At 74.9% G+C, this 25,833-nt stretch carries 26 protein-coding genes; 13 read left to right on the top strand and 13 right to left on the bottom strand.

The window, feature by feature from the left end:
* Positions 1-3: 3 nt before the first annotated feature.
* The gene (locus GA0070606_RS10545) at positions 4-903 is read right to left on the bottom strand and encodes a cellulose binding domain-containing protein (protein WP_091097237.1); all 900 of its coding nucleotides are present in this window, start codon (positions 901-903) and stop codon (positions 4-6) included.
* Positions 904-1,194: 291 nt separating this feature from the next.
* Entirely contained in the window at positions 1,195-1,416 is a 222-nt protein-coding gene (locus tag GA0070606_RS10540) for a hypothetical protein (protein WP_091097235.1), read from the bottom strand.
* 335 nt (positions 1,417-1,751) lie between these two features.
* On the opposite strand from GA0070606_RS10540, the gene GA0070606_RS10535 reads away from it, so the two are divergent.
* From GA0070606_RS10535 to GA0070606_RS10510, 6 genes are all read left to right on the top strand, one after another.
* Positions 1,752-2,459, top strand: coding sequence for a hypothetical protein (locus GA0070606_RS10535; RefSeq protein WP_091097233.1), 708 nt, complete (start codon positions 1,752-1,754; stop codon positions 2,457-2,459).
* Positions 2,460-2,462: 3 nt separating this feature from the next.
* Complete coding sequence (locus GA0070606_RS10530; RefSeq protein ID WP_091097231.1) at positions 2,463-2,723, top strand: hypothetical protein; 261 nt, start codon at positions 2,463-2,465, stop codon at positions 2,721-2,723.
* Positions 2,720-3,121 carry a hypothetical protein gene (locus tag GA0070606_RS10525; protein WP_245724641.1) on the top strand — a complete coding sequence of 134 codons (402 nt, stop codon included), beginning with the start codon at positions 2,720-2,722 and terminating at the stop codon, positions 3,119-3,121. Before GA0070606_RS10530 ends, GA0070606_RS10525 begins: the two co-directional genes overlap by 4 nt.
* A 251-nt stretch (positions 3,122-3,372) precedes the next feature.
* On the top strand, positions 3,373-6,723 hold the full coding sequence (locus GA0070606_RS10520) for an ATP-binding protein (RefSeq protein WP_091097229.1): 3,351 nt from the start codon (positions 3,373-3,375) through the stop codon (positions 6,721-6,723).
* Positions 6,724-6,862: 139 nt separating this feature from the next.
* Positions 6,863-7,387 carry a SigE family RNA polymerase sigma factor gene (locus GA0070606_RS10515; protein ID WP_091097228.1) on the top strand — a complete coding sequence of 175 codons (525 nt, stop codon included), beginning with the start codon at positions 6,863-6,865 and terminating at the stop codon, positions 7,385-7,387.
* Positions 7,384-8,709 carry a hypothetical protein gene (locus tag GA0070606_RS10510; RefSeq protein WP_091097226.1) on the top strand — a complete coding sequence of 442 codons (1,326 nt, stop codon included), beginning with the start codon at positions 7,384-7,386 and terminating at the stop codon, positions 8,707-8,709. Before GA0070606_RS10515 ends, GA0070606_RS10510 begins: the two co-directional genes overlap by 4 nt.
* A gap of 62 nt (positions 8,710-8,771) precedes the next feature.
* Here the strand turns inward: GA0070606_RS10510 and GA0070606_RS10505 are convergent, their stop codons facing one another.
* The 3 genes from GA0070606_RS10505 to GA0070606_RS10495 are packed head-to-tail and all read right to left on the bottom strand — an operon-like array spanning position 8,772 to position 11,219.
* Positions 8,772-9,629 carry an ABC transporter permease gene (locus GA0070606_RS10505; protein WP_091097224.1) on the bottom strand — a complete coding sequence of 286 codons (858 nt, stop codon included), beginning with the start codon at positions 9,627-9,629 and terminating at the stop codon, positions 8,772-8,774.
* Positions 9,626-10,639, bottom strand: a complete 1,014-nt coding sequence (locus GA0070606_RS10500) for an ATP-binding cassette domain-containing protein (RefSeq protein WP_091097222.1) — start codon at positions 10,637-10,639, stop codon at positions 9,626-9,628. Before GA0070606_RS10500 ends, GA0070606_RS10505 begins: the two co-directional genes overlap by 4 nt.
* A gap of 25 nt (positions 10,640-10,664) precedes the next feature.
* On the bottom strand, positions 10,665-11,219 hold the full coding sequence (locus GA0070606_RS10495) for an NADPH-dependent FMN reductase (protein WP_176737292.1): 555 nt from the start codon (positions 11,217-11,219) through the stop codon (positions 10,665-10,667).
* A 236-nt stretch (positions 11,220-11,455) separates the two neighbouring features.
* On the opposite strand from GA0070606_RS10495, the gene GA0070606_RS10490 reads away from it, so the two are divergent.
* Both GA0070606_RS10490 and GA0070606_RS10485 read left to right on the top strand, forming a co-directional pair.
* On the top strand, positions 11,456-11,974 hold the full coding sequence (locus GA0070606_RS10490) for a SigE family RNA polymerase sigma factor (protein WP_245724640.1): 519 nt from the start codon (positions 11,456-11,458) through the stop codon (positions 11,972-11,974).
* Between the two features lie 2 nt (positions 11,975-11,976).
* On the top strand, positions 11,977-12,861 hold the full coding sequence (locus GA0070606_RS10485) for a hypothetical protein (protein ID WP_091097216.1): 885 nt from the start codon (positions 11,977-11,979) through the stop codon (positions 12,859-12,861).
* A 163-nt stretch (positions 12,862-13,024) separates the two neighbouring features.
* Here the strand turns inward: GA0070606_RS10485 and GA0070606_RS10480 are convergent, their stop codons facing one another.
* Both GA0070606_RS10480 and GA0070606_RS10475 read right to left on the bottom strand, forming a co-directional pair.
* Positions 13,025-13,876: an aldo/keto reductase gene (locus GA0070606_RS10480; protein WP_091097214.1), complete on the bottom strand. Its 852-nt coding sequence runs from the start codon at positions 13,874-13,876 to the stop codon at positions 13,025-13,027.
* Between the two features lie 115 nt (positions 13,877-13,991).
* On the bottom strand, positions 13,992-14,948 hold the full coding sequence (locus GA0070606_RS10475; RefSeq protein ID WP_091097212.1) for a LysR family transcriptional regulator: 957 nt from the start codon (positions 14,946-14,948) through the stop codon (positions 13,992-13,994).
* 52 nt (positions 14,949-15,000) lie between these two features.
* Here GA0070606_RS10475 and GA0070606_RS10470 point away from each other — a divergent pair, with 52 nt between their 5' ends.
* Positions 15,001-15,903 (top strand): serine hydrolase, encoded by a 903-nt coding sequence (locus GA0070606_RS10470; protein ID WP_245724639.1) that lies wholly within the window; start codon positions 15,001-15,003, stop codon positions 15,901-15,903.
* Positions 15,904-16,058: 155 nt separating this feature from the next.
* Positions 16,059-17,036: an MBL fold metallo-hydrolase gene (locus tag GA0070606_RS10465; protein WP_091097210.1), complete on the top strand. Its 978-nt coding sequence runs from the start codon at positions 16,059-16,061 to the stop codon at positions 17,034-17,036.
* 141 nt (positions 17,037-17,177) lie between these two features.
* Here GA0070606_RS10465 and GA0070606_RS10460 read toward each other — a convergent pair whose 3' ends face one another.
* The gene (locus tag GA0070606_RS10460; RefSeq protein ID WP_091097209.1) at positions 17,178-17,717 is read right to left on the bottom strand and encodes a DUF1697 domain-containing protein; all 540 of its coding nucleotides are present in this window, start codon (positions 17,715-17,717) and stop codon (positions 17,178-17,180) included.
* Positions 17,718-17,869: 152 nt separating this feature from the next.
* Here GA0070606_RS10460 and GA0070606_RS10455 point away from each other — a divergent pair, with 152 nt between their 5' ends.
* On the top strand, positions 17,870-18,373 hold the full coding sequence (locus GA0070606_RS10455) for a SigE family RNA polymerase sigma factor (protein ID WP_091097207.1): 504 nt from the start codon (positions 17,870-17,872) through the stop codon (positions 18,371-18,373).
* Between the two features lie 675 nt (positions 18,374-19,048).
* Here the strand turns inward: GA0070606_RS10455 and GA0070606_RS10445 are convergent.
* Positions 19,049-19,633: a Rho termination factor N-terminal domain-containing protein gene (locus GA0070606_RS10445; protein ID WP_091097203.1), complete on the bottom strand. Its 585-nt coding sequence runs from the start codon at positions 19,631-19,633 to the stop codon at positions 19,049-19,051.
* Positions 19,630-20,562: a ParA family protein gene (locus tag GA0070606_RS10440; protein WP_091107552.1), complete on the bottom strand. Its 933-nt coding sequence runs from the start codon at positions 20,560-20,562 to the stop codon at positions 19,630-19,632. Before GA0070606_RS10440 ends, GA0070606_RS10445 begins: the two co-directional genes overlap by 4 nt.
* Before the next feature lie 109 nt (positions 20,563-20,671).
* Here GA0070606_RS10440 and GA0070606_RS10435 point away from each other — a divergent pair, with 109 nt between their 5' ends.
* Entirely contained in the window at positions 20,672-21,184 is a 513-nt protein-coding gene (locus GA0070606_RS10435) for an ArsR/SmtB family transcription factor (protein WP_091097201.1), read from the top strand.
* A 65-nt stretch (positions 21,185-21,249) separates the two neighbouring features.
* Positions 21,250-22,722, top strand: a complete 1,473-nt coding sequence (locus GA0070606_RS10430; protein WP_091097198.1) for a serine hydrolase domain-containing protein — start codon at positions 21,250-21,252, stop codon at positions 22,720-22,722.
* A 113-nt stretch (positions 22,723-22,835) separates the two neighbouring features.
* Here the strand turns inward: GA0070606_RS10430 and GA0070606_RS10425 are convergent, their stop codons facing one another.
* From GA0070606_RS10425 to GA0070606_RS10420, 3 genes are all read right to left on the bottom strand, one after another.
* Positions 22,836-24,257 (bottom strand): amino acid permease, encoded by a 1,422-nt coding sequence (locus tag GA0070606_RS10425; RefSeq protein WP_091097197.1) that lies wholly within the window; start codon positions 24,255-24,257, stop codon positions 22,836-22,838.
* A gap of 226 nt (positions 24,258-24,483) precedes the next feature.
* Positions 24,484-24,654: a hypothetical protein gene (locus tag GA0070606_RS32455; RefSeq protein ID WP_176737291.1), complete on the bottom strand. Its 171-nt coding sequence runs from the start codon at positions 24,652-24,654 to the stop codon at positions 24,484-24,486.
* A 442-nt stretch (positions 24,655-25,096) separates the two neighbouring features.
* Positions 25,097-25,831, bottom strand: coding sequence for a YqeB family protein (locus GA0070606_RS10420; RefSeq protein WP_091107550.1), 735 nt, complete (start codon positions 25,829-25,831; stop codon positions 25,097-25,099).
* Between the last annotated feature and the right edge of the window lie 2 nt (positions 25,832-25,833).

The following is a 25,833-nucleotide window of genomic DNA, read 5'->3' as shown; positions in this document are numbered from 1 at the left end:
CGGTCAGGCGTAGGTGTCGCCGAACTCGCGTACGCCGTCGACGTCGAGGGTGATCCGGCTGTTGTCGATCCACTGGCCGGTCGCGGCGCGCCAGCTCGGGTCGTCCCGTTCGTCGACGCCGGTCCAGTCGGGCCGGTGGTGGCGCAGGTGGATCGGGCCGGTGGACGCGCCGGGGGCGAGGATCCCACCGGTGAAGGTCAGCTCGACCCACCCGGGGACGGGCGTGCCCGGCAGCGGGTGGTGGGTGGGCGTCGGGGTGGGCGTGCCGCCGGCCGGCGGCGACGGCGGCAGTGGCGGCGGGAAGAACGTCACGGAGCGTCCGACCTGGTCGCAGCCCACCGCCGCCCAGTCGCAGTTCGGCACCAGGGACGTGTTGCCGCCCTGGAAGGTCAGGTGGTAACGCACCCGCACGGTGGCGAGGTCGAGCGGCACGCTGCCGGTGTTTGCCACCTGCAGGACGTGCTGGATCTGGTTGTCCGTGGGTGACCAGTCGACGTTGCGGTAGCTGACCTTCGCCCGCCCGTACGCGGTGCGCACCGGCGTGACAGGGGAGGGGTCGGAGTAGCCGCCGAGTGTGTAGGCGCCGACGACGAGCCGGTATTCGCTGCCGGGGGCCAGGTTCGTCAGCGTCAGGGTGGTCGCGGTGGTGGTGCCGAGGGCGCGGTAGACGTGGGGGCCGAGCTGCGCCCGCACCTCGTAGGTGATCGGCTCCTCGCCGGCCGGCTCGCCCGCCCACGCCGACGGGGCCCAGGCGAGCGTGAGGTGGTGCGGCTCGTTGGTGACGACGACGGGGCTGCCGGGGGTGGTCAGCGCGGGGGCGTCGTCCGCCCGGGCGGTGCCGACGGCGAGCAGGCTCAGCAGCCCGGCGAGGGCGGCGACGGTGGTGACGCTTCGGGCGCGCATGGTGACGATGCTAGCGACACTAATTGATTCACTTCAATATTACTGGCAAAACATTGATAGCGGTCATCGATTTCTGTGCTGGCTCCGCGTCACCCGCCGCCCCGACGTCGGCCCGCCGCGCAACTCGGCGGGGCCGTCCGGCTCGAACCGGCCGCCCCGCACCAGCTTCCTCGCGCGTCTGCTGCCGCCGTCGGTGGTCGACCCTCTGATCCCGGCGACCATGCAGGTCGGCTTCACGGGGAACTTCGGCACGCCGTCACACCTCGCCGAGGCGTCGCTGACGTGCCGGGCTCAGCTCGTTCCCCGTCGTTGGACCCGCCCGGCGCCCTCGACCTTCGCCCGCCCCTGGTCGCGTTCCGTGCCCGCGGATCCGGTCGCCGTGCGCAGGTGCCGCGCCTTCGGCGAGTGCTCGACGGGCGAGCCCTGGTGGCCCCGGGCGCCGCTGCCGGGATGTCGTCGGCCACGCGCCGACTCGCCGCCGGGATCGTGCTTGTTCTCCTTGTGGCTACCCATGCGCCGCGCGTACCCGATCCGCCGGCCGCTAGTCGTCGCCACCGCCGGCCGGCGGCGCGGCGGGCCGTCGACGGATGGCGCCGCGTGCGGCGGGTCCCGGCGGCGGACGGTCGGCGGCGGCCCGGCGGTGGGGCGGCTCGACAGCGCGGACGCACGGGGGGAGAGACAGGCATCCGACCCGCTGCGGGCGCAAAGCCGACCGATGGCACAAGGCCGCGATCCGCGCCGCCGTCGATCACCGCGATTCCTGTCGCCCTGCCGATAGAACGACGGTTCTCCTGATCAACGGCGATCGATAGCGTGGCGAGGCAAAGGCCGTCCAGGAAAGGCGAGCCATGACCGATTCCCTCACCTCACTGTCCCGGCGACGGATCCTGCTCGGCGCCGCCGCGGCCTCGGCGGTCACCGTCGCCGGGGCGAGCGCCGCACACGCCGCGCCACCGACCGCACCCGTCGGGGGCCCGTCCCCGACGCGAGCCGCCCCGCCGCTCCTGGCCCGGGACCGGATCGCCACGGCACGGCTCGCCGGCGGGCCGGCCCGCTTCCAGGCCGACCTCCACGAACGCCTCGACGCCTGGCTGGCCTTCTGGTCGGCCAACTCGCCCCGCAGCTGGAGCACGCCGGTCGAGGTCGAGGGCACGGTGAGCGCGGACGGCGACGCGTTCACGCTGCACGCGATCCGGGTCAGCCGCGACGACGAGACGCGGGACGCCTTCGCCGCCGGCCGGGCCGACGCCGCCCACCTGGCCACCCTCGCCAGCCTGCACCACCACTTCCCGTCGGTCCGCGTCGAGGCCGGCGGCGCGCTGCGGGTGACCGACGGCCCCGCCGGCTGGACCGGCTCGGCGGAGCAGGTCGCGTTCGCGGTCGCCGCCTGCCGCGAGCTGTGGGGGCAGCGCGGCGCCGACGCCACCGACTGGCGGGAGCGCGTACGCCGGGCCGGGCACGCGACCGACCCCGCCTCCCGGTCCGGCTGGGCGGCATTCACCAGGGCGAGTCTGCGGCGCGGGCTGCGGACCGAGCGTACTGACCATCGGAGGTAGGACATGGCACGCAGCGAGTTCCGATTCGTCGTCGACGGCGTCGAGTTGACCACCGAACAGCAGAGCCTGATCGCCGGCGAGATCCAGAAGGCGGGCCTCAACGCGCTCTCCGTCGCCGGCAGCAAGCTGACCAACCCGCTCGCCGTCGGGCACGCCAACATCAAGCTCCGCCCCGAGTGGTACGGGCTGTGGCTGATCGACGGCCCGTTCGCCGAGGAGCTCGGCCAGAAGATCAACGACCTCGGCTTCTGGATGCAGCGGTGACGGACCCCGTCCACCGGCCGGACCCGCCGGAGCGGATGTGCCCGAGCACCCCCGCGGCCAACGCCACGGTGTTCCTCGGCATGATCACTCCGGCGGGTCGGGTCGCCTACGTCACGCCGCCGCTCCCGGCCGAGGTCGCCCTTGCCCAGGCCGCCCCGGGCACGGCGGTCGAGTCCACGTACCGGCTCGCCGGCCCGTGCGTCACCGCGAAGTGCGGCTTCTGGACCGGCGAGCACTGCGGCCTCGGCGAACGCCTCGTCGCCTCCTACCGGGAGACGGCCGGCACCCGCGAGGCCGCCCTGCCCCGCTGCGCCATCCGCCGGACCTGCCGCTGGTACGCCGAGCAGGGCGCCGCGGCCTGCGCCGCCTGCTCCCACGTCGTCACCGACGCCCACTGACGATCCGGGAGCGGGTGGACGGTCCCACGTCCACACCGGGCCGGACCCGGAAACCGTCGAGTCGCACTCCCCGCGTACGTCTGGTCGCCTGCGTGGTGCTCGCCGCGACCGGCGAGGCGGCGGTCGCGCGGTCGGAGTCGGCCGCCGCCCCCGCACCGGTTCCGTGGCCGGCGGCGCGGATGTAGCCGCGGGGGTCGCGGGGCGCGGTCGGCGGCGGGATGTCCGACGGTTCCGCTACGGTCTGAGGCGTCATGGAGCCGCGGTTCGGCGAGGTCGTCATCGGGCGGGAGCACCCCGCGGGCCTGCTGCGCGCCGAGATCGACCGGGCGGCCGCCAGCCACGGCGGCCTCGTCCTGGTCGCCGGCGAGCCCGGCATCGGCAAGACGACGCTGGTCACCGCCGCCGCGAAGGAGGCACGCCAGCGCGGGACGCTGGTGCTCGGCGCGGCCTGCTGGGACTCCGACAGCGCCCCCGGCTACTGGCCCTGGGTGCAGGTGCTGCGCGGCATGCGCCGCTCGCCAGAGGACTGGGCGGCGGCCCGGGAGGCCGCCGAGCCGGGCCTGGCCGCCCTGCTCGGCGAGACGACCGGCACGGCGACCGACCGGGCCATCCGCGAGACGATCCGCGAGGCGATCGGCGGGCCGGCCGGCGGCGGTGGGGACGACCAGGCGGAGCGGGAGGAGTTCGACCTCTTCGACGCGGTGACCGCCGCGCTGGTCGCGGTCTCCCAGCGCCGGCCGGTGATGGTCGTCCTCGACGACCTGCACTGGGCCGACCCCGCCTCGATGCGGCTGCTCCGGTTCGCCGCCCAGCACACCTGGTTCGAGCGGCTGCTGCTGGTCGGCACCTACCGCGACGCCGAGGTGGAGGCCGCCGACCACCCGCTGCGTCCGCTGCTGATGCCGCTGGTGGCCAAGGCGACCAGCATCACCCTCACCGGCCTGTCCCGCGACGAGACGGGCGCGCTGATGGCCCGCACGGCCGGCCGCGAGCCGGGCGTCGACCTTGTCGACGAGGTGCACCGGCGCACCGGCGGCAACCCGTTCTTCGTCGAGCAGACCGCCCGGCTGTGGCGCGCCGACGGCCAGGTGAGCACCATCGCGCCCGGCGTACGGGAGGCGGTGCGGCGGCGGCTCGCCCAACTGCCCCCGGCGGTGGCCGACCTGCTCGCCGTGGCCGCCGTGCTGGGCCGCGAGTTCCACCGCCAGGTCCTCGCCGCCGGCGCGGGCGCCCCGGCGGCCCAGGTCGACCGGCTCCTCGACCGCGCGGTGACCGCCCGCCTCGTGCTGGCCCGTGGCGGCGGCCGCTTCGCCTTCGCCCACGACCTGGTCCGGGAGACCCTCTACGACGGGCTCACCGACGACGACCGGCGGGCCCGGCACGCCGCCGTGGTCCGGGCGGTCGAAGGCTCGGCGGGGCTCGCCGAGCGGCTGATCCCCGCCGACCTGGCCCGCCACGCCCACCTGGCCGGTGACGCGCTCGCGCCGGCCCGCGCGACCGAACTGCTGATGGCCGCGGCCCGCGACGCGAGCGGCCGGCTGGCGATGGACGAGGCGGTCGTCCACTTCCGTCGGGCGCTGGAGGTCGCCGACGACCCGACCCGGCGCGTGAAGATCATGGTCGAGCTGGGCCAGCTGCTGCACCACTGCGGCGACAACGCCGAGGCCCGCCGACTCGTCGCCGAGGCCGCCACGCTGGCGCCGTCGGTCGACGACCCGGTGGTGCTGGCCCGCGTCGCCCTCACCGTCCACCGGCACCGCCACCAGTCGGCCGCCACGCGCAGCCTCGACGCGGGCGGCCTGCTGCGGGAGGCGTACCGGCGGCTGATCGGCGAGCCGGCGGCCACCCTCGCGGCCGGCACTCTCGTCGCCGACCTGATCACCGCCACCGAGTCGCTCGCCCGGCGGGGCCGGGACGACGAGGCGCTCACCTTCAGCCTGTGGGCCCGGCACGACACCACCTGGGGGCTCGGCACGGCCGCCGACCGGGCCGCGCTCACCGCCGAGATCCGCGCGGTGGCGCGCCGGACCGGCGACCGGGAGACCCAGCTCTGGGCGACCTCGCTGCGCTGGGTGGCGCTGCTGGAACTCGGCGACCCGCGATACCACGACGAGCTCACCGCGTTCGTCGCCGGAGCCCGCGAGGGCGAGGCCCGGCACCGGATCGGCGCGGCCATCGACAACGGCATCGTCGCCGGGTTCCAGGGCGACTTCACCCGCGCCGGCGAGCTGCTCGCCGAGCTGGACGAGCTGTCCGAGTGGGGCCACTCGGAGTCCGCGTTCATGGGCCACCACCTGCGCTGGTCGTGGCTGCTGCTGCAGGGCCGGCACGACGAGGCGGAACTGCTGCTCGACGGGCTGCATCCCGGCGAGCATCCCTACCTGCGGGTCGCCCGGGCCATCACCGCGGCCGAGCGCGGCGACGCCGCGACGGCGCTGCGGCTGACCGCCGGGATCGAGGCCGACGGCACCAGCTACAGCCAGATGGTCGCGCCGCTGTGGCTGCGGCTGCGCGCCCAGGTCGCCGCCGCCACCGGCGACCCCGACCGCTGCGCCGAGGCCCGCGAGGCGCTGCGGCCACACCGGGGGCAGTGGATCACGGCGCTGTTCGGCTGCGACGTCAGCGGCCCCGTCGACCACTGGCTGGCCGCCGTCGACGCGGCGGAGCAGCGCTGGGACGACGCGGTGGCGGGCTTCGCCGCGGCCCGCGACTCCGCCGACTCGATGGGCGCCCGGCCCTGGTCCGTGCTGGCCCGGGTCGGGCTGGCGGAGGCGCTGACCGGGCGCGACCGCCCGGGCGACACGGCGGCGGCCACCGCGCTGCGCGCCGCCGCCGTCCGGGACGCCGCCGCGCTCGGCATGCGCCAGGTGGCCGCCCGGTCGGCCGGGTCGCCCCCGCCGGCTGTCACGTCCGAGCCGGTTGTCACGTCCGAGCCGGCTGTCACGTCCGAGCCGGCTGTCACGTCCGTGCCGGCTGTCGCGCCCGCGCCGGCCGTCCCGGGGCCGCCCGGGACGACTCCGCTCGCCGGGCCCGTCGTCGGGCAGCCGCCGGTCGAGGCGTACGAGTTCCGCCGCGACGGCCCGGTCTGGCAGCTCGCCTACGCCGGCACCGTCGTGCACCTGCCCGACGCCAAGGGCCTGCACGACCTGCACCTGCTGCTGGCCCGGCCCGGCGTCGACGTGCCGGCGGTCGAGCTGCTCGACCCGGCCGCCGGGCCGGAACTCGTCGCCGCCCGCCGGATGGGCGGCGACCCGGTCCTCGACGACGAGGCGAAGGCCCGCTACCGGCGCCATCTGGAGTGGCTGGACGCCGAGATCGACCGCGCCGCCGGGCGCGACGACGAGGCGAAGGTGGCCGCCCTCGACGCCGAGCGGGCGGCCCTGCTCGCCGAGCTGCGCGCCGCAGCCGGGCTGGCCGGCCGCACCCGCCGCCTCGGCGACGAGGCGGAACGCGCCCGCAAGACGGTGACCGCCCGCATCCGGGACGTGCTGCGCAAGCTCGACGACCGGCACCCGGCGCTCGCCGCCCACCTGCGCGACACCGTCTCCACCGGCGGCACCTGCCGCTACCTCCCGCCCGCCCCGCCGCCCTGGCGCCTCTAGCCCGCTGCCGCCCGCCCCGACCGGCGCAGGTGGCGTGCGAGGCCGGCGCCGAAATGCGCGCCTGCGCCTTCGGCGGCACAGGCCGGTAAACCCTGCGGCCCACCGCGGTGTCTTGCTGACCGAGAGACCAGGAGGGTAGATGCGAGATCCGCATGGCACGGAGTTCGACGACTTCGTCCGTACGAGGTCGGTGGCGCTGTTGCGGGTGGCCTACCTGCTGACCGGTGACCGGCACGCGGCCGAGGACCTGCTCCAGGAGGTGCTGGAGCAGATGTACGTGCGCTGGCGCCGGGTGCGCACGGTCCCGGAGGCGTACGCCCGGCGGGCCCTGGTCAACCGGTCGATCAACCGGTGGCGGCGGCGGTCCCGGCGACCCGAGCAGGCACTCGGCGACAACGAGGGAATCGCCCGGGACCACGCCGACGACATCGCGCTCCGCCAGGCGGTCGTCGTGGCGCTGCGTACCCTGCCGCCCCGCCAGCGGGCCGCCGTGGTGCTGCGCTACCTGGAGGACCTGTCGGTCGCCGACGTCGCCGCCACGCTGCGCTGCTCGGAGGGCGCGGTGAAGAGCCACTCCTCCCGGGGCCTGGCCCGCCTCCGGGAGGCGCTGGCCGGATCGAGTCTCGTCCTGTCCGTCCCGACCGACACCGGAGGTGCGCGATGACCATCGAAGACAACGACGTGCGGGACGTCCTGCGCCGGGTGACCGACGACCTGGCCGGGCCGCCGACCCTGCTCGACGACGTGCGACGGGGTGGGCGTCGCCGGCTGCGGCGACGGCGGGCCGTACTGGCCGCGGTGTGCGCGGCCGTGCTGGCGGTACCCGTCGGCGGCGCGATCCACTTCGTGGACAGCGGGACCGGCGGGGTGGCGGCAGAGGTCGCCTCGCCGCTGTTCGACGCACCCACCCGCGGCGATCTGGCCGGCGACGAGGAGTACCTGCGGCAGGTCCGCCAGGCGTGGCGGCAGCGGGCGGAGGGCATGGAGTCCGAGGGGGGCAGGCCGGACGCCGGGAGCGAGCCGCACGTGGTCTGGGCGGGAAACACCCCGGCCGGTCCCGCCGCCTACGTCGCGCAGCGGGTCACCGTCACCCGTCCCGGGTCCGACCGGGGCAACCACCGCCTGATCGGTTACGCCGGGTTCGTCGAGCCGGCGGCCAGCGGCCCCCGGGTCATGACGATGCGCGGCATGAACGAGGGCAACGACGGCAACTCGGCGGCCGTGCTGCTCGGGCCGCGCCGCGACGTGCTGGTCGTGCTCGACGCCGGGTATCCGGTGGAGTTCTCGCCGACGTTCCGGTATGCCCCGGACGGCCGGATCGAGCGCATCTTCCAGCGGGTGACGTTCCGCGACGGGGCCGCCGTGCTGCCGGTGCCGCCGCAGCGTGACAGGGTGACCGTCGCCCTGGTCGGGGTGCCGCTGAACACGGCGACGGCCGTCGAGATCACCAACACCGACGACATTCTCTTCCCCGACGGGAAGAACAGCCCCGAGCCGCGACGGGTCACCTACACGCTGCCCGACGCGGAACGGGTCTGGGGCGACGACCCTGCCGCCCGCGTCGACAACACCGCCCACGAGGCGCTCGCCGCCGCCTACATCGATGTCGGCCGCCCACACACGGACGGGGAATCTCCGCTGCTGGTCGTCTACGGGGCGACCCCGGACGGTCGGCGGCTGCTGCTGCAGACCGTCCAGCACGGCGACGACCCCGCCCGCGCGATCGTCCTGCTCGCCCGCGGCGACGCGCCGTTGCAGCCGGCGGTCAGCGGGTTCGTGGACTGGAGGGCGCCGCTGCCGGTGCGGCTGCGGCTGCCGGACGGGCAGGGTGTCCTCGTCGTCGCCGAGGGCGCGGCGCTGAGCTACCGGATCGGCGCCGGGCGGTGGCACGACGCCGGGAGCGGCGCGGCCCTGCTCCCCGCCGACGCCACCCAGGTACGCGTCGCCACCGCCAGCGGCACGGCCACCGTCCGGATCGACTCCTAGCAGGGCCAACGCGACGGCGACGGGCACCGCCACGAAGGTGGCGGTGCCCGTCGCCGGCCGGGTCAGCGGCGGTTGTAGCGGTACATGGTGAGGGTGCCGAAGACCAGCAGGAAGCCGGCGCTCCACACCAGCGTCCACATCGTGCCCGACGCGTCGGGTGCGTCGGACATGACGCCGCGCACCGACGCCACCAGCTGGGTGATCGGGTTGACCTTCACGAACGCCTGCAACCAGCCGGGCATGGTGGCCGGGTCGACGAAGACGTTGCTCAGGAAGGTCAGCGGAAACAGCACCATCATGCTGACCCCCATCACCGACTTCTCGCTGCGCAGGACCAGGCCGAAGAACGTCCACACCCAGGAGAACGCGAACGAGAAGACCACCAGCAGGCCGATGCCGCCCAGCACCCCGAGCAACCCGCCGTCGGGGCGGAAGCCCAGCACCAGTCCGACGCCGAAGATGACCAGGGCACCCAGCACGTAGCGCAGCACGTCGCCGAAGATCATGCCGACGAGCGCGGCGGGCCGCCAGACCGGCAGCGTCCGGAACCGGTCGAAGACGCCCTTCTCGATGTCGGTGTTGAGGCCGATGCCGGTGTACATGGTGATCATCACGACGCTGGTGACCATGATGCCGGGCAGGAAGAACTGCAAATAGTCGCGCGGGCTGTCGGCGAGGGCGCCGCCGAACAGGTACGTGAACATCAGCACCATGATGATCGGGAACGCCGTCACGTCGAACAGCTGCTCCGGCACGTGCTTGATCTTCAGCATGGCGCGCCAGCCGAACGTCAGCGACGCCGACAGCGGGGTCGGTCGGGCCGGCCGGGCACCGGGCGCGAGGACTGTCGACAGCGCCTCCGCCGACGGTACGTAGACCGCCGGGGCCGGCCCGGTCGTGGTGGTGGCGTTGCTGCTCATCGGGCTGCCTCCAGCTGCTCGTCCCGCTCGTCGGCCGGCACGGCGGGATGGTCGGTCAGGGCCAGGAAGACCTCGTCCAGGCTCGGCTGGCCGAGGGAGAAGTTGTCGACGACGATGCCGGCGCGGGCCAGGTCGCCGAGCACCCGGGCGGCCTGCTCGCTGGCGTCGAGGTCGCTGCCCTCGCCGCCGACCCGGGCGGTCAGCGCCACCGGGTCGGGTTCGAGCTGCACCGGCACGTCCAGCACCGCCCGCAGCAGCCGCTCCGCGTCGGGCCGCTGGTGCGCGTCGCGCAGCCGCAGGTGGACGGTGCCGGACCCGACCGACGCCTTCAACTCGCCCGGGGTGCCCTCCGCGATCACCCGGCCGTGGTCGACCACCGCGATCCGGCCGGCCAACTGGTCGGCCTCGTCGAGGTACTGCGTGGTCAGCAGCACGGTGGTGCCGTGCGCCACCACCGCCCGCACGATCTCCCACACCTGGTTGCGGCTGCGCGGATCCAGGCCCGTCGTCGGCTCGTCGAGGAACAGCAGGTCCGGGGTGTTGAGGATGCTGGCCGCGATGTCGAGGCGCCGCCGCATGCCGCCGGAGTATTTCTTGGCCTGCCGGTCGGCCGCCTCGGTCAGCCCGAACGCGGCGAGCAGGCCGTCGGCCCGCTCCCGGGCGGCCGGCTTGCGGTGACCGAGCAGCCGGCCGAGCAGGACCAGATTCTCCAGCCCGGTCAGGTCCTCGTCCACCGAGGCGTACTGGCCGGTGAGGCTGACCCGGGCCCGTACGGCGTCGGCCTCGGCGACCACGTCGTGGCCGAAGATCCGCGCCCGCCCGCCATCCGGGCGCAGCAGCGTCGCCAGCACCCGCACCGCCGTGGTCTTGCCGGCGCCGTTCGGGCCGAGCACCCCGTAGACGGTGCCGGCGGGCACCTCGAGGTCCAGCCCGTCCAGCGCCCGGGTCTCACCGAACGACCGGGTCAGGCCCTCGGCCTCGATGGCCGGGCCGGTGCTGCGTCTACTCATGATCTCTACCTTCCGTCGCGAACTTTCAGGAGACGTACGGGCGCGCGGCGCGGCCGTCGCGCAGTGTCAGGCCCCACCAGCACAACTGGTCGAGCAGGACGCGGGCGGCCCGACGCAGCCGGTCGGCGGCCAGCGGCGTCGGCTCGCCGCAGAGCAGGTCCACGCCGACGACGTCGCGCATCGTGACGGCGTGCAGGGCGGTGAAGACCGTCCGGAGCTGGTCGACCGCGTGCAGGCCGACCGAACCACAGCCGTACGACACGAAACCGACCGGCTTGGCCTGCCACTCGTCGTACGCGTAGTCGATCGCCTGTTTCAACGAGGCGGGGAAGCTGCGGTTGTACTCCGGGGTGACCACCGCGAACGCCTCCGCCCGCCCCACCTGCTCGGCGAACGCGCGCATCGCCGGGGTCGGCTCCGCAGGGTAGCCGGCGGGGAAGTCGTAGTCGGCGAGGTCGACGACCGTGACCGCCAGCCCGTCGTGGCGCTCCACCCGGTCGCAGAACCAGCGGGCGACGCTGTCGCCCGCCCGCCCCTCCCGCGTGCTGCCGACGATCACGGCGAGCCGCAGCGCCTCCATGGTTCCTCCTCCCGGTTGCTCCGGTCCCACCCGAGGGGCGCGAGACCGCGCCCGGCGGTCCGCGAGATCCGATCTGGCGGCCCCGTGGGGCGCGGCCCCGTGACGCGGACCCGTCGGCGTCCCTGCGGGGCGGTGGACGCGCCGCGGGCGCCCGGGAGAATTTCGTGATTGATCCGCGAACTCGCTCAACCTCGCGGCCCGACCCGTCGTCCTTGGTGGCGACGGAAGGAGAGCCCGTGCGCTGGAGGAAGAGCTTCGAGGGGTTGGACACCCTCGTGGCTGAACGGGGCGATGCCCTGCTGGCCACAGCCGTGCTGCTGACCGGCAGCCGCACCGCCGCCGAGGATCTGCTGCAGGCGGCGCTGGAACGGATGATGCGGCACTGGAACCGGGTGCGCGGCGACAAGGAGGGATATCTGCGCCGCACGATGTACCACCTCGCGATCGACCAGTGGCGCAGCCGCAAGCGCCGGCCGGAGGTGCTGTCCAGCGTGGAGCCGCCGGGCCGCTCCGACGGCACGGACGCCCTGGACCTGCGGCAGGCGCTCGTCCAGGCGGTGGCCGCGCTGCCGCCGCGCCAGCGGGCTGTGCTGGTGCTGCGCTACTGGGAGCAGTTGAGCGAGGCCGAGGCCGCCGAGACGCTCGGGTGCTCGATCGGAACCGTCAAGTCCACCACCTCCCGGGGGCTGTCCCGCCTCCGGGAGGTCACGGCTGCCTGGGCGGCCGACGACGCCCCGGCCTGGAATGGAGCGTAGAGATGAGCACTGACATCGAAGGCACGCTGATCGACGGCATGCGCCGCGAGGTCGCCGACGTCACGCTGACAGCGGACGTCCTCGGCGCGGCGAGCCGGCGCCACCACCGCCGGACGGCGCTGCTGCGGGCGACGTACGCCATGGGTGTGCTGGGCCTGGCCGGGGTGACCGCCGCCGTGCTGACGGTCGGCGGGGGAGCCGGGCAGCCGGGGCCGACGGCGGCGCGGCCTCCGGCCGTCACCGCCGAGTCGCCCCGCATGGCGCTGGTCGCCGCGGTGACGGCCAGCGAGAACGTCAGCTACCGGATGCGCCTGACGACCAGCGCCGGATCGGGGCAGAGCAGGATGACGTACGAGGGCGCGTTCGACCCGAGGACCGCCACCGGGTACGTCCGTCAGCCGCAGGACGACTCGGTCACGACCGAACTGCTGATCAACGGCACCAGGTACGTCGGCGGGGAACCGCCGCTGGGCCGGCCGCCGGCCGACAAGGAGGGCCCGGGGGAGACGTACGGGCGCTACGGGCAGTACCCGGGCAAGCACGACCGGTTCTCCCTCTACGGGGACGCGGTGCTGGGTGCCGCGGCGCCCGACCCGGCCGCCCTGTTCAGGGCGCTCAAGGACGCGAACGCGACCGTCACGCAGCGGCCGGACGGCAGCCTGCACTTCGAGTACGCCGCGCAGACCAAGGACGGCTCGACGACCACGTCCGGTGACGTCACGCGGGGCGCCGACGGCCGGGTCGCGAAGGTGGCACTGACCGGCACGTGGCAGTCGACGCTGAAGGGTCGGCTCGACACCGGCACGTACGCCGCCACGCTCGAACTCTTCGACTACGGCGTCGAGGTGAAGGTGCAGCGCCCGGCCGACGTGGTCATGACGAGGTAGGTCCACCGCCGGGACGACCGCCGTGGCCGATCCCGTTCCACGGCGGGGCTGCCCGCGACCGGAGGGTCGCGGGCAGCTCCCGTCTTTTGGGGGCAGGTGGGAGCGACCGGGCCAGCGGCTCACCAGGGCAGCACGCCGTAGCCGCCGCGTCACCGAGGAAGACTCACGCGGGGACGTAGTCGAAGGTGTCCGGATTCGGGCCCTGCCGGCCGGCCTCGCCCCGGTCCAGCCCGGTGATCCGCTCCATCGCCGTGTCGTCCAGCTCGAAGTCGAAGATCCGGAAGTTCTCCTCGATCCGCTCCGGGGTGGTCGACTTGGGGAAGACGATGTCGCCGCGCTGCACGTGCCAGCGCAGCACCACCTGGGCGGGCGTGCGGCCCACCTGCTCGGCGACGTCGACGACGGTCGGGTCGCCCAGCACCTTGCCCTGCGCGATCGGCGACCACGCCTCGGTCGGGATGCCGTGCGCCCGGCCGTAGGCGCGCACCTCCTCGTTGCCGAAGTAGGGGTGCACCTCCACCTGGTTGACCGCCGGGACCGTGTCCGCCTCGGCGGCCAGCCGCTCCAGGTGCGCCACCTGGAAGTTCGACACCCCGATCGAGCGGGCCCGGCCGTCGCGCCGGAACTCCTCCAGCGTCTTCCACGTGGCCACGAAGTCGCCGTCGTAGAGGGTGGGCAGCGGCCAGTGGATGAGGAACAGGTCGACGTGGTCCATCCTCAGCGCGGCCAGGGTCGACTCGAACGCCTTGCGGGCGTCGTCGGGCCGGTGGAAGCCGTTGTTGAGCTTGCTGGTCACGAAGACCTCGTCGCGGTCCACGCCGGATTCGCGGATCGCCCGGCCCACCTCGGCCTCGTTGCCGTACATCTCGGCGGTGTCGATGTGCCGGTAGCCGACCTCCAGGGCCTTGCGGACCGCCGCGACGGTGTCCTTCGGGTCGATCTGGTAGACCCCGAAGCCGAGCTGCGGGATGGTGTTGCCGTCGTTCAGGGAGATGTCGGGAATCGCGTTCGCCATCGGGGCTCCTTCGCCGGTCGTCACGGAGCCGGGCGCGCGGAAGCGCTTCCACGCCCGGCCGGGCGTCCCCCTGGCGTACCCCCGGGGGGCGGCCTTCCAACCGGTGATCCCGGCCTCAGGCCGGCTCGTCGAACAGCACCGGCCAGGGCCGGGGCGCCGGCACGGGCGGCGGCGCCGGGGGCGCCGGCCCGTCGGCCAGCACCTCCGCCGCGAGCTGCCCGAACATCGGCGCGGCCGGGTGCGCGCCGCGCCGCGGCCACGCCGCCGAGGTGCGCTTGACCAGCGGCGCCCCGGCGATCGGCCGCCAGGCGATCCGGGGCTCCCGGCGGGCCGTCGCCGCCGGTTCGACGGCGACCCCGCCGCCGGCCAGCACCAGCCCGAAGAGGAACTCCGGGTTGCGCGCCGGACGGACCCGCCCCGGCGTGAACCCGCGCCGGCGGCAGACGTCGAGCAGGTGGTCGTGCCAGCCGGGCGCGGTGGCCCGGGGCGCGGTCACCAGGTCCAGGCCCGCCAGCGCCGCCAGTTCCACCTCGCGGTCCCGGGCCAGCGGCGAGGCACGCGGCAGCAGCACCCCGAGCGGTACGTCGACGGCGGCGCCGAGGCGCAGCCCGTCGTCGGCGACGGGGTGGTGCAGCAGGCCGACGTCCAGCCGGCCCTCGGCCAGCATCCGCTCCTGCTCGCCGCTGGTCAGCTCGTGCAGGTCCACGTCCAGCCCGGGCGCCCGGTCGGCCAGCCGGTCGAGCAGTTCGCGCAGCGTCACCGCGGGCGTCTCCGGCGGCACCCCCGCCCGGAGCACCCCCGACACCCCCTCGCGCACCTGGCGCATCAGGTTGCGCAGCCGGCCCTCCCCGGCGAGCAGCTCCTCGGCCTCGCCGAGCAGCAGTTGACCGGCGGTGGTCAGGCGCACCTGGCGGCGGGACCGGTCGAACAGCTCGACGGCCAGCTCCCGCTCCAGGCGCTGCACCGACTGGCTCAGCGGCGGCTGGGCCATGCCGAGCAGCTCGGCGGCCCGCCCGAAGTGCAGCTCGCGGGCGACCACCACGAAGTGCCGCAGATGCCGGAGCAGGTCCACGGCCGGACCCTACGCCAGCGCCCGGCGGCGGGCGGCGGCTACCGTGCCCGTCGTGGTGACGCAGCGGATCGGGCAGATGTTCGCACGGGTCGGGGTCAGCGGCTGCCTGCACGTCGTCGACCTCGACGCCGTCGACGACGACGCGGGGGCGCGCCGGCGTGAGGTGGCGGTCGGGGCCGACGAGCAGGTGGTCATCGCCTCGATCTTCAAGATCCTGCTGGTGCTGGAGTTCGCGCGGCAGGTCGTCGCCGGCCAGCTCGACCCGCAGGAGCGGGTGCTGGTGACCGCCGACGACCGGCTCGGCGGGTGGGGGATCGCCGGCTGCGCCGACGACGCCGAGGTGTCGCTGCGGGACCTCGCCTACTTCGCCATGTCGGTCAGCGACAACACGGCCGCCGACCTGCTGCTGCGCCGGGTCGGGGCGGACGTGCTGCCGATGCTCGCCGCCGAGCTGGGGCTGCCGCGCACCCGGATCGTCGGCGGGCCCCGGCAGCTGGTCGAGATGATGCTCGCGGACGTCGGCGCGCGTACCGAGGCCGACTTCGCCCGGATCTTCCCGACCCTGCCGGTGGAGCGGGTCCGTGCGATGCGGATGTTCGACCCGGCGCACACCACGTCGAGCACCGCGCGGGAGATCACCCGGCTGCTGGGGCTGATCTGGCGGGACGAGGCGGGCCCGCCCGAGGCGTGCGCGATGGTCCGGGGCTGGATGGGCCGGCAGCTCTTCTGGACCCGGCTGGCCGCCGGCTTCCCGCCCGGGGTGCGGGTCGCCGGCAAGACCGGCACCCTGCCCGGGCTGCACCTGGAGGCCGGCGTCGCCGAATACCCCGACGGCGGCCGGTACGCCGTCGCCGTCTTCGCCCGCGCCGCGCAGCTCGCCACCCGCCGCATCGACGTCGACCTGGCGATGGGCGAGGCCGCCCGCGTCGCCGTCGAGGCGCTGCGCGGCGACTGAATTCCTTCCACCCGGACGCCGGGATTCCGCCGCCCTGAGCTGGCCCGATATCGCGGCGGATATCGGCCGATCCGGTCGTCGATCTTGGACCGGGCGGGGGCGGTGCTGGTTGGCTCGGACACGACCGATCAGCACCACGACGGGGAGAGTTCCGCATGCCCAACCTCGACCGCCGCCGCTTCCTCCGCGACGCCGCCGCCGGCACCGCCCTGGTCTCCGCCGGCGGGCTCGCCGGCGCCGCCCTGACCGGCCCCGCGCAGGCCGCCGCCCCGGTCGCCGCCGCGCCGGGCGGCCGCCGCAGCGGCCCGGTCAGCTTCCGCTGGTGGGGTACGTCGGCCTGGCGCATCGACATCGGCAACCGCACCGTCCTGCTCGACCCGTTCCTCAGCCGCATCGACACGGGGTTGTTCAAGGGCGCCTTCGACACGGCCAAGAAGCTGGAGGTCCGCACCGACGTCGTGGACTCCCTCGTCGACCGGGCGGAGACGGTGCTCGTCACGCACACCCACTGGGACCACTACATGGACGTCCCGTACATCGCCGGTCGCACCGGCGCCCGCGTGTTCGGCACCCTGACGGCCTACCACCTCGGGCTGGCGTACGGGCTGCCGTCGGGGCAGCTCAGCCCGGTCAAGGGCGGGGAGGTGCTGGACTTCGGCGCGTACACCGTGGAGGTCGTCAGCTCGCTGCACAGCCGCAACAGGTCGTACTCGATGGCCTTCCCGGGCGTACGGGTCAGCCCGCCGCCGAAGCCCGAGACCGTCGCCGACCTGCCCGAGGGCGACACCCTCGCCTACCAGGTGCGGGTGGCCGACGGCCCGTCGGTGTTCTTCATGGGGGCGAGCGACTTCGTCGAGCGGAACCTGACCGGCCTCGCCCCGGACGTGGCCATGGTGGCGCTGCCGAGCACCACCGTCACGGCAGACTACGCCGAGCGGCTGCTCGACGCGCTGGACCGGCCGAAGGTCGTGGTGCCGGTGCACTTCGACAACTTCGAGACCGAGCTGCGCAACCCGGTGCCGGTGGCGGCGACGGACCGCGAGAAGTTGGACGGGCTGGTCGCCGCGGTGCGGCGGGTCTCCCCGCGCAGCCGGGTGGTCGTGCCCGAGTACCACACCGCGTACCACTTCTGACCGGCCGGCGCGGTCGCGGCCCGGCGCGGGCGTCGCGACCGCGCGCCGACGGGCGTCGGCGGCGTCGCCATCCGCGACTCGTCGGCCGCCGCCGCCCGCGACTCGTCGGCCGCCGCCGGGCCGGGCGGCGGCCGCGCCGGCTCAGGGTGCCGCCAGCTCCGCGAGGGCGCGCACCGAGCGCCAGTTGCGGGTTGTCGCCACCACGCCGAGCTTCTTCTCCAGGTAGTTGTTGGTGAACTTCGACCGGCCGTAGCCGCCGTCGGGATAGTGCAGGTAGATCTCCCGGCCGGTGACCGTGAACGCGACGTTCTCGCCGTCGGGCACGGTCAGCGCGGCCGCGGCGGACCGCTCGGGCGCGGTCGCGAGGAAGGCCACCAGCAGCCGCGTCGGGTCGTCCTCCCGGTCGGCGTACGGGTTGCCGCCGGCCACCGCCGCCAGCTCCCGGCCGCCGCGCACCAGCACCGGCACGGTCAACCCCAGCTCGTCGGCGATCGCCCGCTCGATGCCCCGTGCCAACGCCTCGGCGTCGCGCGCCGTGCTGCCGAAGACCACGTTCCCGCTCTGCAGGTAGGTCTTCACGTCGTCGTGCCCGAGGCCGGCGACGAGCCGGCGCAGGTCCGCCATCGCGACCTTCGCGCCGCCGACGTTGACCCCGCGCAGCAGCGCCACCCACCTGCCCATGCGCGTCCTCCTCGGCCCGTCGGCGCCGGACAGCCTAGTCCTTCAGGTGCGGACCGGGCGGGGTCGACCCGCAGGAAATCCGTCCGGCCCGGGATAGCCGTGCGGCCGTCAGGCGTCTGTGACGGGTGAGAGCGAGGAACGAGGGTGGTGGGGTGGACGACGACGAACGGGCGGTGCTGGCCGAGTTCGTGGCCAGCCGCGCGCCGGCGCTGATGCGGGTCGCCTACCTGCTCACCGGTGATCGGAGCAGTGCCGAGGACCTGTTCCAGTCGGCGCTGGCGAAGATGATTCCGAAGTGGCGGAGCATCCGCCACTCCGACCCGGAGGGGTACCTGCGGGTGGTCATGTACCGAGAGCAGGTCAGCTGGTGGCGGCGGTTGCGTCGCCGCCGGAACATGTCGATCGGTGCGGGCGATTCCGTGGTGACCGATCCGAGTGCGGGAACGGATCTCCGGTTGGCGCTACGGGCCGCCCTGTGCCAGCTGCCGCCGGCGCAGCGAGCCGTGGTGGTCCTCCGCTACTACGAGGACCTGCCGGAGGCCGAGGTCGCCGAGTTGCTGGACTGTTCGGTGGGGACGGTTCGCAGCCGGACCCATCGCGCCGTCAGCCGGCTGCGCCAACTCCTGCCGAACGCCGAACTGGAGCTGCAGCGATGACCGAGCCGTTCGAACATCTACTCCGCTCCGCCCTCTCCGAGATGGCCGAGGAGGCTCCAACCATGCGGGATCAACTGAGCAGGGCGGAACGGCGGGCGCGTAACCGCCGCCGGACCACCGTCGCGGCGAGTGCGGCCGGAGTGCTGGCCGCACTCGTGATCGCCACGCCGTTGGCGTTTGCCGACACCGGCAACGGCGACGGCCGGCCGGCCCGGCCGGCAAACCCCGCCGCGACGGCCAGCACGAGCAGTCCCGACGAGGCGAGCCCGACTCCGAGCGTGCCCGACGAGGTGAGCCCGACTCCGAGCGTGCCCGACGAGGTGAGCCCGACTCCGAGCGGGCCTGGCAAGGTGAGCCCGACTCCGAGCGTGCCTGTCGTGGTGAGCCCGACTCCGAGCGTGCCTGGCAAGGTGAGCCCGACTCCGAGCGGGCCTGGCAAGGTGAGCCCGACTCTGAGCGCGCCTGGCAAGGCGAGCCCGAGCCCGCGCTGATTCCGTCGGCGCGTGCCCAACCCCTGGCGCGTCCGCCGGGCCGGCCACCCGCGGTGGCGGGCCCGGCCCGGGCCGGTCTTCAGTGAGCCTTTCCGACCTGACGAGGGGCGCTGCTCGGCTTGGGTGCCCGTTCGGGTCGCGTGATGACGTCGGGCGTGACTGCGCAGACCCGCCTCATGCTTGCTCAGAGCCGGCGGATGGCGGTGGAGGCGAGGCGGTAGCCGATGGTGCGGTCGACGATCCGGTCGACCAGCTCCGCCTTGCGTAGCCCGGTGACGCCGCGCAGCCCCAGGCTCGCCGCCAGCGCCCGCAGGTCCCGGGCGGTCCAGCCGGTGAGGTACGCCGTACCGTCGTCGCGCCGCGACATGGCCGCCAGCGCGGCCCGGGCGCGGGCCGGGTCCGCCGTCGACGCGGCCCGCCCGGCCGCCGTGGCGACCTCGTTTCCGGCCGGATCGACGGCGCGTGGGCCGGCCGCTGGGGCTGGCGCGGCGGCCGGCCGGGCGGACGGTGACCGGCGGGTGCCGGGCGGACCTGTCCGGGGCGGGTGGGCGTCGGTCCGGGCCGGGCGGGCGTCGAGCGGATGGCCGGCCAGTGGGCCGGACGGGGTGGCGTCGAGCGGATGGCCGGCCAGTGGGCCGGGGGCGGCGGCGTCGAGCGGCACCACGGCGAGCCGGGCCCGCCCCTCGACCAGGGCGGCGAGGTCGGCGGCGGGCAGGTCCCGCAGCAGCGCGGCGACCAGGCCGGCGACGTCGCGGCGCGGGCCGGTCACGCCACGACCCGCTCGGGCTGAAGGTGTTCGAGGAACTCGGTCGCGAGCTGGCGCAGTTCGTCGCGGACCGCCGGCGGGGTGAGCCGGTCGCGGAGCACCACCGGGACGCCGCGCGGGGTGTTCGTGGCGAACGTCGTGACGTTCTCCCGCAGGGCGGTCGGGAAGACCGGCAGGCCGAGCGCGCGGACCTGGTCCATGTAGCCCTGGTGCGCCGCGATCGGCCGCTGCGCCATGAGCTGGATCATCGTGAAGACCACGCCGGCGACGCCGGGGGCCACCTTGTGGTGGCGGCGGGTGGTGGCGAACCGGCGGGCGTCGGCGTTGTACCGGTCGACCAGCTCCCGGACGTTGCCGTGCAGGTAGTCGATGCCCAGCGTGGACAGGTAGTCGGCCTTCGCCGGGATGAGCAGGTGGTCGCTGGCGATGATCGCCGACTGGGTGACCACGTTGAAGTTCGGCGGGCAGTCGATGAGCACCATGTCGTAGCCGCCCAGCGCGTCGTCGTGCAGCCCTTCGGCCAGGGAGCCGCGCACCCGGAACAGTTCGGCGTCGTACTCGTCGCCGTCGGCCACGCCGCGCGCCAGCGTCAGGTCGATGTCGACGAGCTGGAGGTGGGAGGCGACCAGGTCGAGCCGGCCCGCGCCGCTGAGCCGCGCGTTCGCCGGGCCGGGGGAGACGATCAGCTCGCCCAGGGAGACCGCCGGGGTGTCCCCGCGCAGCCCGTCGTACCAGCGCTTCACCGTCCGGCCGTCGCGCAGCCGCTCCCGCCAGTCGTCGGGGTCGTAGAAGCCGAACGTCAGGCTGGCCTGCGGATCGAGGTCGACGAGCAGCACCCGCATGCCCCGGTTGGCCAGTTCGGCCCCCAGGTTGGCGGTGACGGTGGTCTTGCCGACCCCGCCCTTGTAGTTGATCACGGACACCACGTACACCGGCGGCACCTCCCCAGACGAGGAACGGTAGCGGGCGGGTGGATCTCCCGTGGCACCGCTCCGGGCCGCCAGCGTTGCACGTAACTACGTAACTTCGTACTATCGACGTATGGCGGAGATCGAAGATCGGCTCAGCGTCCTGGAGGCGCAGGTGGCCGCGCTGGTCGAGCGGTTCGCGGCGGAGCCGCCCCCGGCCGACGCGCCGGCCGAGGCCGCCGCCGTCTTCTGGGCGCTCGACGGGCTGAAGCGGCGGCTGCCCGCCGACGGCTCCGGCGCGGTGCTCTACACCGGCACCGTCCACCTCGACGACCAGCACTACGACTGGCAGTACGGCCGCACCGTCGACGACGTGCTCGCCGGGGACTGGACGGAGCTGGCCGGCGTGCTGACCGCCCTGGCCCACCCGGTGCGGCTGCGCCTGCTCCGCGAGATCCTGACCGGCCGGCACGGCACCGGCGAGCTGGCCGGCACCGAGGGCCTGGGCACCACCGGCCAGTTGCACCACCACCTGCGCCAGCTCGCCGCCGCGGGCTGGCTGCGCAGCGCCGGCCGGGGCCGCTACGCCGTCCCCGCCGAACGGGTCGTGCCGCTGCTGGCGATCCTCACCGCCGCCCGCCGCTGACCCGCCGACCCCGCGGTGCCGGTAGCGGTCGTCCGGCCCGCTCCCGGCAGAACGGAAGGAGCACCATGCGCAAGCCGGTTGCCCTCACACTGGTCGCCGCGCTCGTCGGCGCGGTCGCGGCCGTCGGGCTCATGCCGCGCCCACCCCGGCTCACGGGGCAGAGCACCGGCGACGCCGCGCTGGCCGCCGCCGTCCGCACGGCGGTGCCCGATCCGGAGGGCCACCGCGGCCTCGCCGTCGCCGTGGTGGAGGACGGCCGCGTCCGGGCCGCCGGCCTGGGCGACCGCGACTCCGACGGCCGACCCGTCGAGCCGGGCACCCCGTTCGAGATCGGGTCGGTCACCAAGGTGATGACCGGGATGCTCCTGGCCCGGCAGGTGGCCGCCGGGCACGCCCGCCCCGACGAGCCGGTCGGCGCCGCGCTGCCCGGGCTGACCGGCCCCGCCCGCGAGGTCACCCTGGCCGAGCTGGCCAGCCACCGCTCGGGCCTGCCCCGGCTGGCCGTCACGTCGGCCGCCGACATGACCCGCACCTGGTGGGCCAACGTCACCGGCGGCAACCCCTACGCAGGGCAGGACGCCGGGTGGCTCGTCGAGGCCGCCGGCGAGGAGAAGCCCGGCGACGACCGGGGGCGGGTCCGCTACTCCAACCTCGGCATGGCGCTGCTCGGCCAGGCGCTCGCCGCCCGGGCCGGCACGTCGTACGCGGAGCTGCTCGACCGCGAGCTGCTGCGACCGCTCGGCATGACGGCGACGGTGGTGGCCACCGACGCCGACGTCCTGCCGCCCGGGCACGCCGAGGGCTCGACGGCCGGCGGGCGCGCGGCCGACGCCTGGGTCGGCGCCGGGTACGCGCCGGCCGGCATCGGCCCCTGGTCGACCGCCGAGGACCTGGCCCGGCTCGTCGGCGCGACCCTCGCCGGCACCGCCCCCGGCGCCGACGCCGCCACCCCGCGCTTCACCGAGGACGAGCGCAACCGGATCGGCTACGGCTGGTTCACCACCCGTCACGGCGACCGGGAGATCGTCTGGCACAACGGCGCCACCGGCGGCTTCCACGCGTACGTGGGCTTCGAGCGGGCCACCGGTCGCGGCGTGGTGGTGCTCGGCAACACCGACAAGGGCGTCGAGCCGATCGGGCGGCGGCTGCTCGGCGTACCGGCGGAGGAGGCCGACGCCGGCGGGCCGCCGCTGCCGGTCTGGATCAACGCCGGACTCGCGGTGTTCTTCACCTTCGTCGGCGGGTGGAGCCTGCTCGCCGCCGCCCGCCGGGCACCGGACCGGCTCACCCTGGCGCCCGCCGTAGCCTGGGCCGCGCTCTACCTCGGCCTCGGCCACCGGCTCGGCAACTGGTCGGTGGTCCCCGCCTGGATCTGGCCCCTCGGCGTCGGCCTGTCGGCCGCCGGGATCGCGCTGGCCGCGTACCGCTGGCGGGGCCTGCCGCCGCTCGCCGGCGCGCCACGCTGGCGGCGGCTGGCCTCGACGGCGGTCTCGACGGGCGTCGCGCTCCTGGCCGGCCTGCTCATCGCGGCCAACTGACCCACCCGCGCCCTCGACGGATCGCGAGCGGATCCCCGAGGGCGCGACGGTTCTGGACGTCGGCTCCGGCGTGGGCCCGCCGGCCTCGGTGACCCGGCCTCAGTGACCCGGCCTCAGCCCCGGCGGGCCAGCTTCGACCGGCGGTAGCCGTAGCCGGCGTAGATCAGCGCGCCGAGCACGAACCAGACCGCGAAGCGCAGCCACGTCTCCGGGGCCAGGAAGGTGATCAGCCAGAGGGAGAAGAGGGCGCCGACCGCCGGCACCACCGGCATGCCGGGCAGCCGGAACGTGCGCGGCGCGTCGGGGCGGCGGTACCGCAGCACGATCACCGCGACGCAGACCACCACGAAGGCGAGCAGGATGCCGATGTTGGTCAGCTCGGCGGCCTCGCGGATCGGCAGGAATCCGGCGATCAGGGCCGAGCCGACGCCGACGATCCAGGTGACCCGGCTCGGCACCCGCCGTACCGGGTGCAGCTTGGCGAACCAGCTCGGCAGCAGGCCGTCCCGGCTCATCGAGAACCACACCCGGGTCACGCCGAGCATGAAGGTGAACATCACGGTCAGGATGCCGATGATCGCGCCGACGGCGATGACGCTGGCCAGCCCGGAGAGGCCGACGGAGGCGAACGCGGACGAGAAGCCGCTCTCCGGGTCGATGTCCCGGTAGTTCTGCATGCCGGTCAGCACCAGGGTCGCCAGCACGTAGAGGACCATCGAGACGGCCAGCGAGTAGATGATCGCCTTGGGCATGTGCCGGCGGGCGTCCCTGGACTCCTCGGCGGCGGTGCTCATCGCGTCGTAGCCGAACACCGCGAAGAAGACGGTCGCCGCGCCGGTGAACGCCCCGCTCACCCCGAACGGGAAGAACGGCGAGTAGTTTGCGGTGCTCACGTGGAAGAACCCGACCACGATGACCAGCAGCACCACGGCGACCTTCAACCCGACGACGAACGTCTCGAACCGGGCGGCGGACCTGATGCCGAGATTCAGCAGGAACGCGATGAACAGGCAGAGGACCACCGCGAAGAGGTCCACCACGTGCCCCTCGCCGGTGCCCGGGGCGCCCAGCATCCAGGCGGGCAGCTCCGTCCCCAGTTCGGTGACGAGGAACGAGAAGTAGCCGGAGATGCCGATCGCCACCACGGCCACGATCGCCGTGTACTCCAGCAGCAGGTCCCAGCCGATGAACCAGCCCACCGCCTCGCCGAGCACCGCGTACCCGTAGGTGTAGGCCGAGCCGGCCTTCGGGATCATGCCGGCGAACTCGGCGTACGACAGGGCGGCCGCCGCGCTGGCGAGCCCGGCGATCAGGAACGAGATCAGCACGGCCGGGCCGGCGGTCTCGCTCGCCACCGCGCCGGCCAGGGCGAAGATGCCCGCGCCGATGATGCCGCCCACGCCGATGGCGGTGAGCTGCCAGAGCCCGAGGGAACGGGCCAGCCCCTCACCGGACTCGTCGGCGATCTCCTCGACCGGCTTGCGGCGGAAGATCCCCGTGCCGCCGCCGCCCGCAGCGCTTCCTGCGGAGGTCATCGTCGTCCCCCTTTCGATCCCGCCGGGCGGTCGCCCGCGCGCCCGTGCGGTACCCACGAACGATGCCGGTAAATCTCCAACGAGGACAGCGGCGCGGGGGTGCGCACCGCAACGGGCGAGCGCCCGCCCCCGAGGAAGGGGACGGGCGCTCGGCCACGTCCGTGGCCGGCGGCGGCAGACCCCGCGCCGCCGCCGACCGGTCACCGCCGTGGTGGTCGCCGGGTGGTCAGCGCACCGACGCCGTCCCGCGCGCGACCGGTGGGTGTCCGCCCTGGGGCGGCGCCGGGTGGTGCGGCGGCTGCCCGCCCTGCGGCGGGGCCGGGTGGAACGGCGGCAGCGCGGCGTAGCCGGGGTGCAGCGTGACCTGCCGGGCGAGCTGGTCCGTCAGCAGCCGCACCCGGGTCAGCGGGTGCTGCGGGAAGTACGGGTGGGCGTCGTGCGGTGCGGTCGCGTCGTGGATCGTCGGGCGCAGCCGCGTAGCGGTTTGGCCAGGCCGTAGCCGACCAGACTCCAGGCCAGGACGATTACCCCGCCCCGTCGTCGAAGTCGCTGCACTGTGACCGGAGCCTTTGCATCTGCCTCCGGGCCCTGCGGTATGCAGGTCGATCGGCTGACCAGGCAGTAGGCCAATCCTGCGGTTGCACTGGCCCAAGACCGGCAGGAACCGGTCAGCCGACGGTGTTTCGGTCGTGGAGGTAGAGGGGTTCGAAGTCGTCGTCCTCATCGCCGTCGGTGCCGGGCGCGGTGGGGTCGTAGAGGTCGGGGTAGCCAAGCGTGGGGCCTGGTCCGTGTGGACGGTGAGCCGGTCGGAGGCGGGTCGATCCCGGGGCTCGGCACGCTCACCCGCTCGCGGATCCGCGCTCCGGATCCGGCGGATCCCCGACGACGGCGGAGCGGCTCAGCCGCCAGTACTGCCGCCTGCGCTCGTCGCGGACCACCACCCCGCAGCGGGCCAGCTCGCCGCGCAGCTCCCGCGCCTCGCCGCCCCTGTCGTCGTCGAGCGCCTTCTGACGGGCCCGCAGCAGCGCGTCCGCGCCGGCCGGCAGGCCGGGCAGCCCCGGCACCCACCGCCGGTACGCGTCCCGGTGCGGGTCGTCCTCCACCCACGGCCAGCCGTGCGCGCGGAAGGCCGCCCGCAGCCGGTCGGCGGCCAGGTCCGACCTCTCCCGGGCCAGCTCGTCGTCGTCCGGGCCGAGCAGCACCAGGTCCCTGCCGTCGAGGAACACCGCGCGCACCTGCCGCCGCGCGACCTCCCGGCGGCTGCCGTCGCGGCGCAGCCCCACCCGCTCCGCGCCGACGGTGACGGCGAGCCGCTCGGCGGTACCGATGGCGGCGACCACCAGGCCGCCCAGCGCGCCGACCGCCATCCCGCCGATGGTGGCCTGCGGATCGGGCAGGCCGGCGACCAGTTCGAGCAGGTCCTGCGCCGGGGCCCAGGGCAGCCCGGCGAGCCACCCGGCGCCCGCGGCGAGCAGCCACCCGGCGCCCGCGCCGAGCACCGGGAAGCCGCCCCAGAGCAGCGCCAGTTCGGCGGCGCCGCCGTCGACGACGGTGGGAGCGCCGTAGCCGTCCACCG

It is taken from the genome of Micromonospora citrea (genome assembly GCF_900090315.1).
GTDB classification, from domain to species: domain Bacteria; phylum Actinomycetota; class Actinomycetes; order Mycobacteriales; family Micromonosporaceae; genus Micromonospora; species Micromonospora citrea.
The sequence above is the reverse complement of the archived record's forward strand: the minus strand, read 5'-3'. Positions and strand labels throughout refer to the sequence as shown.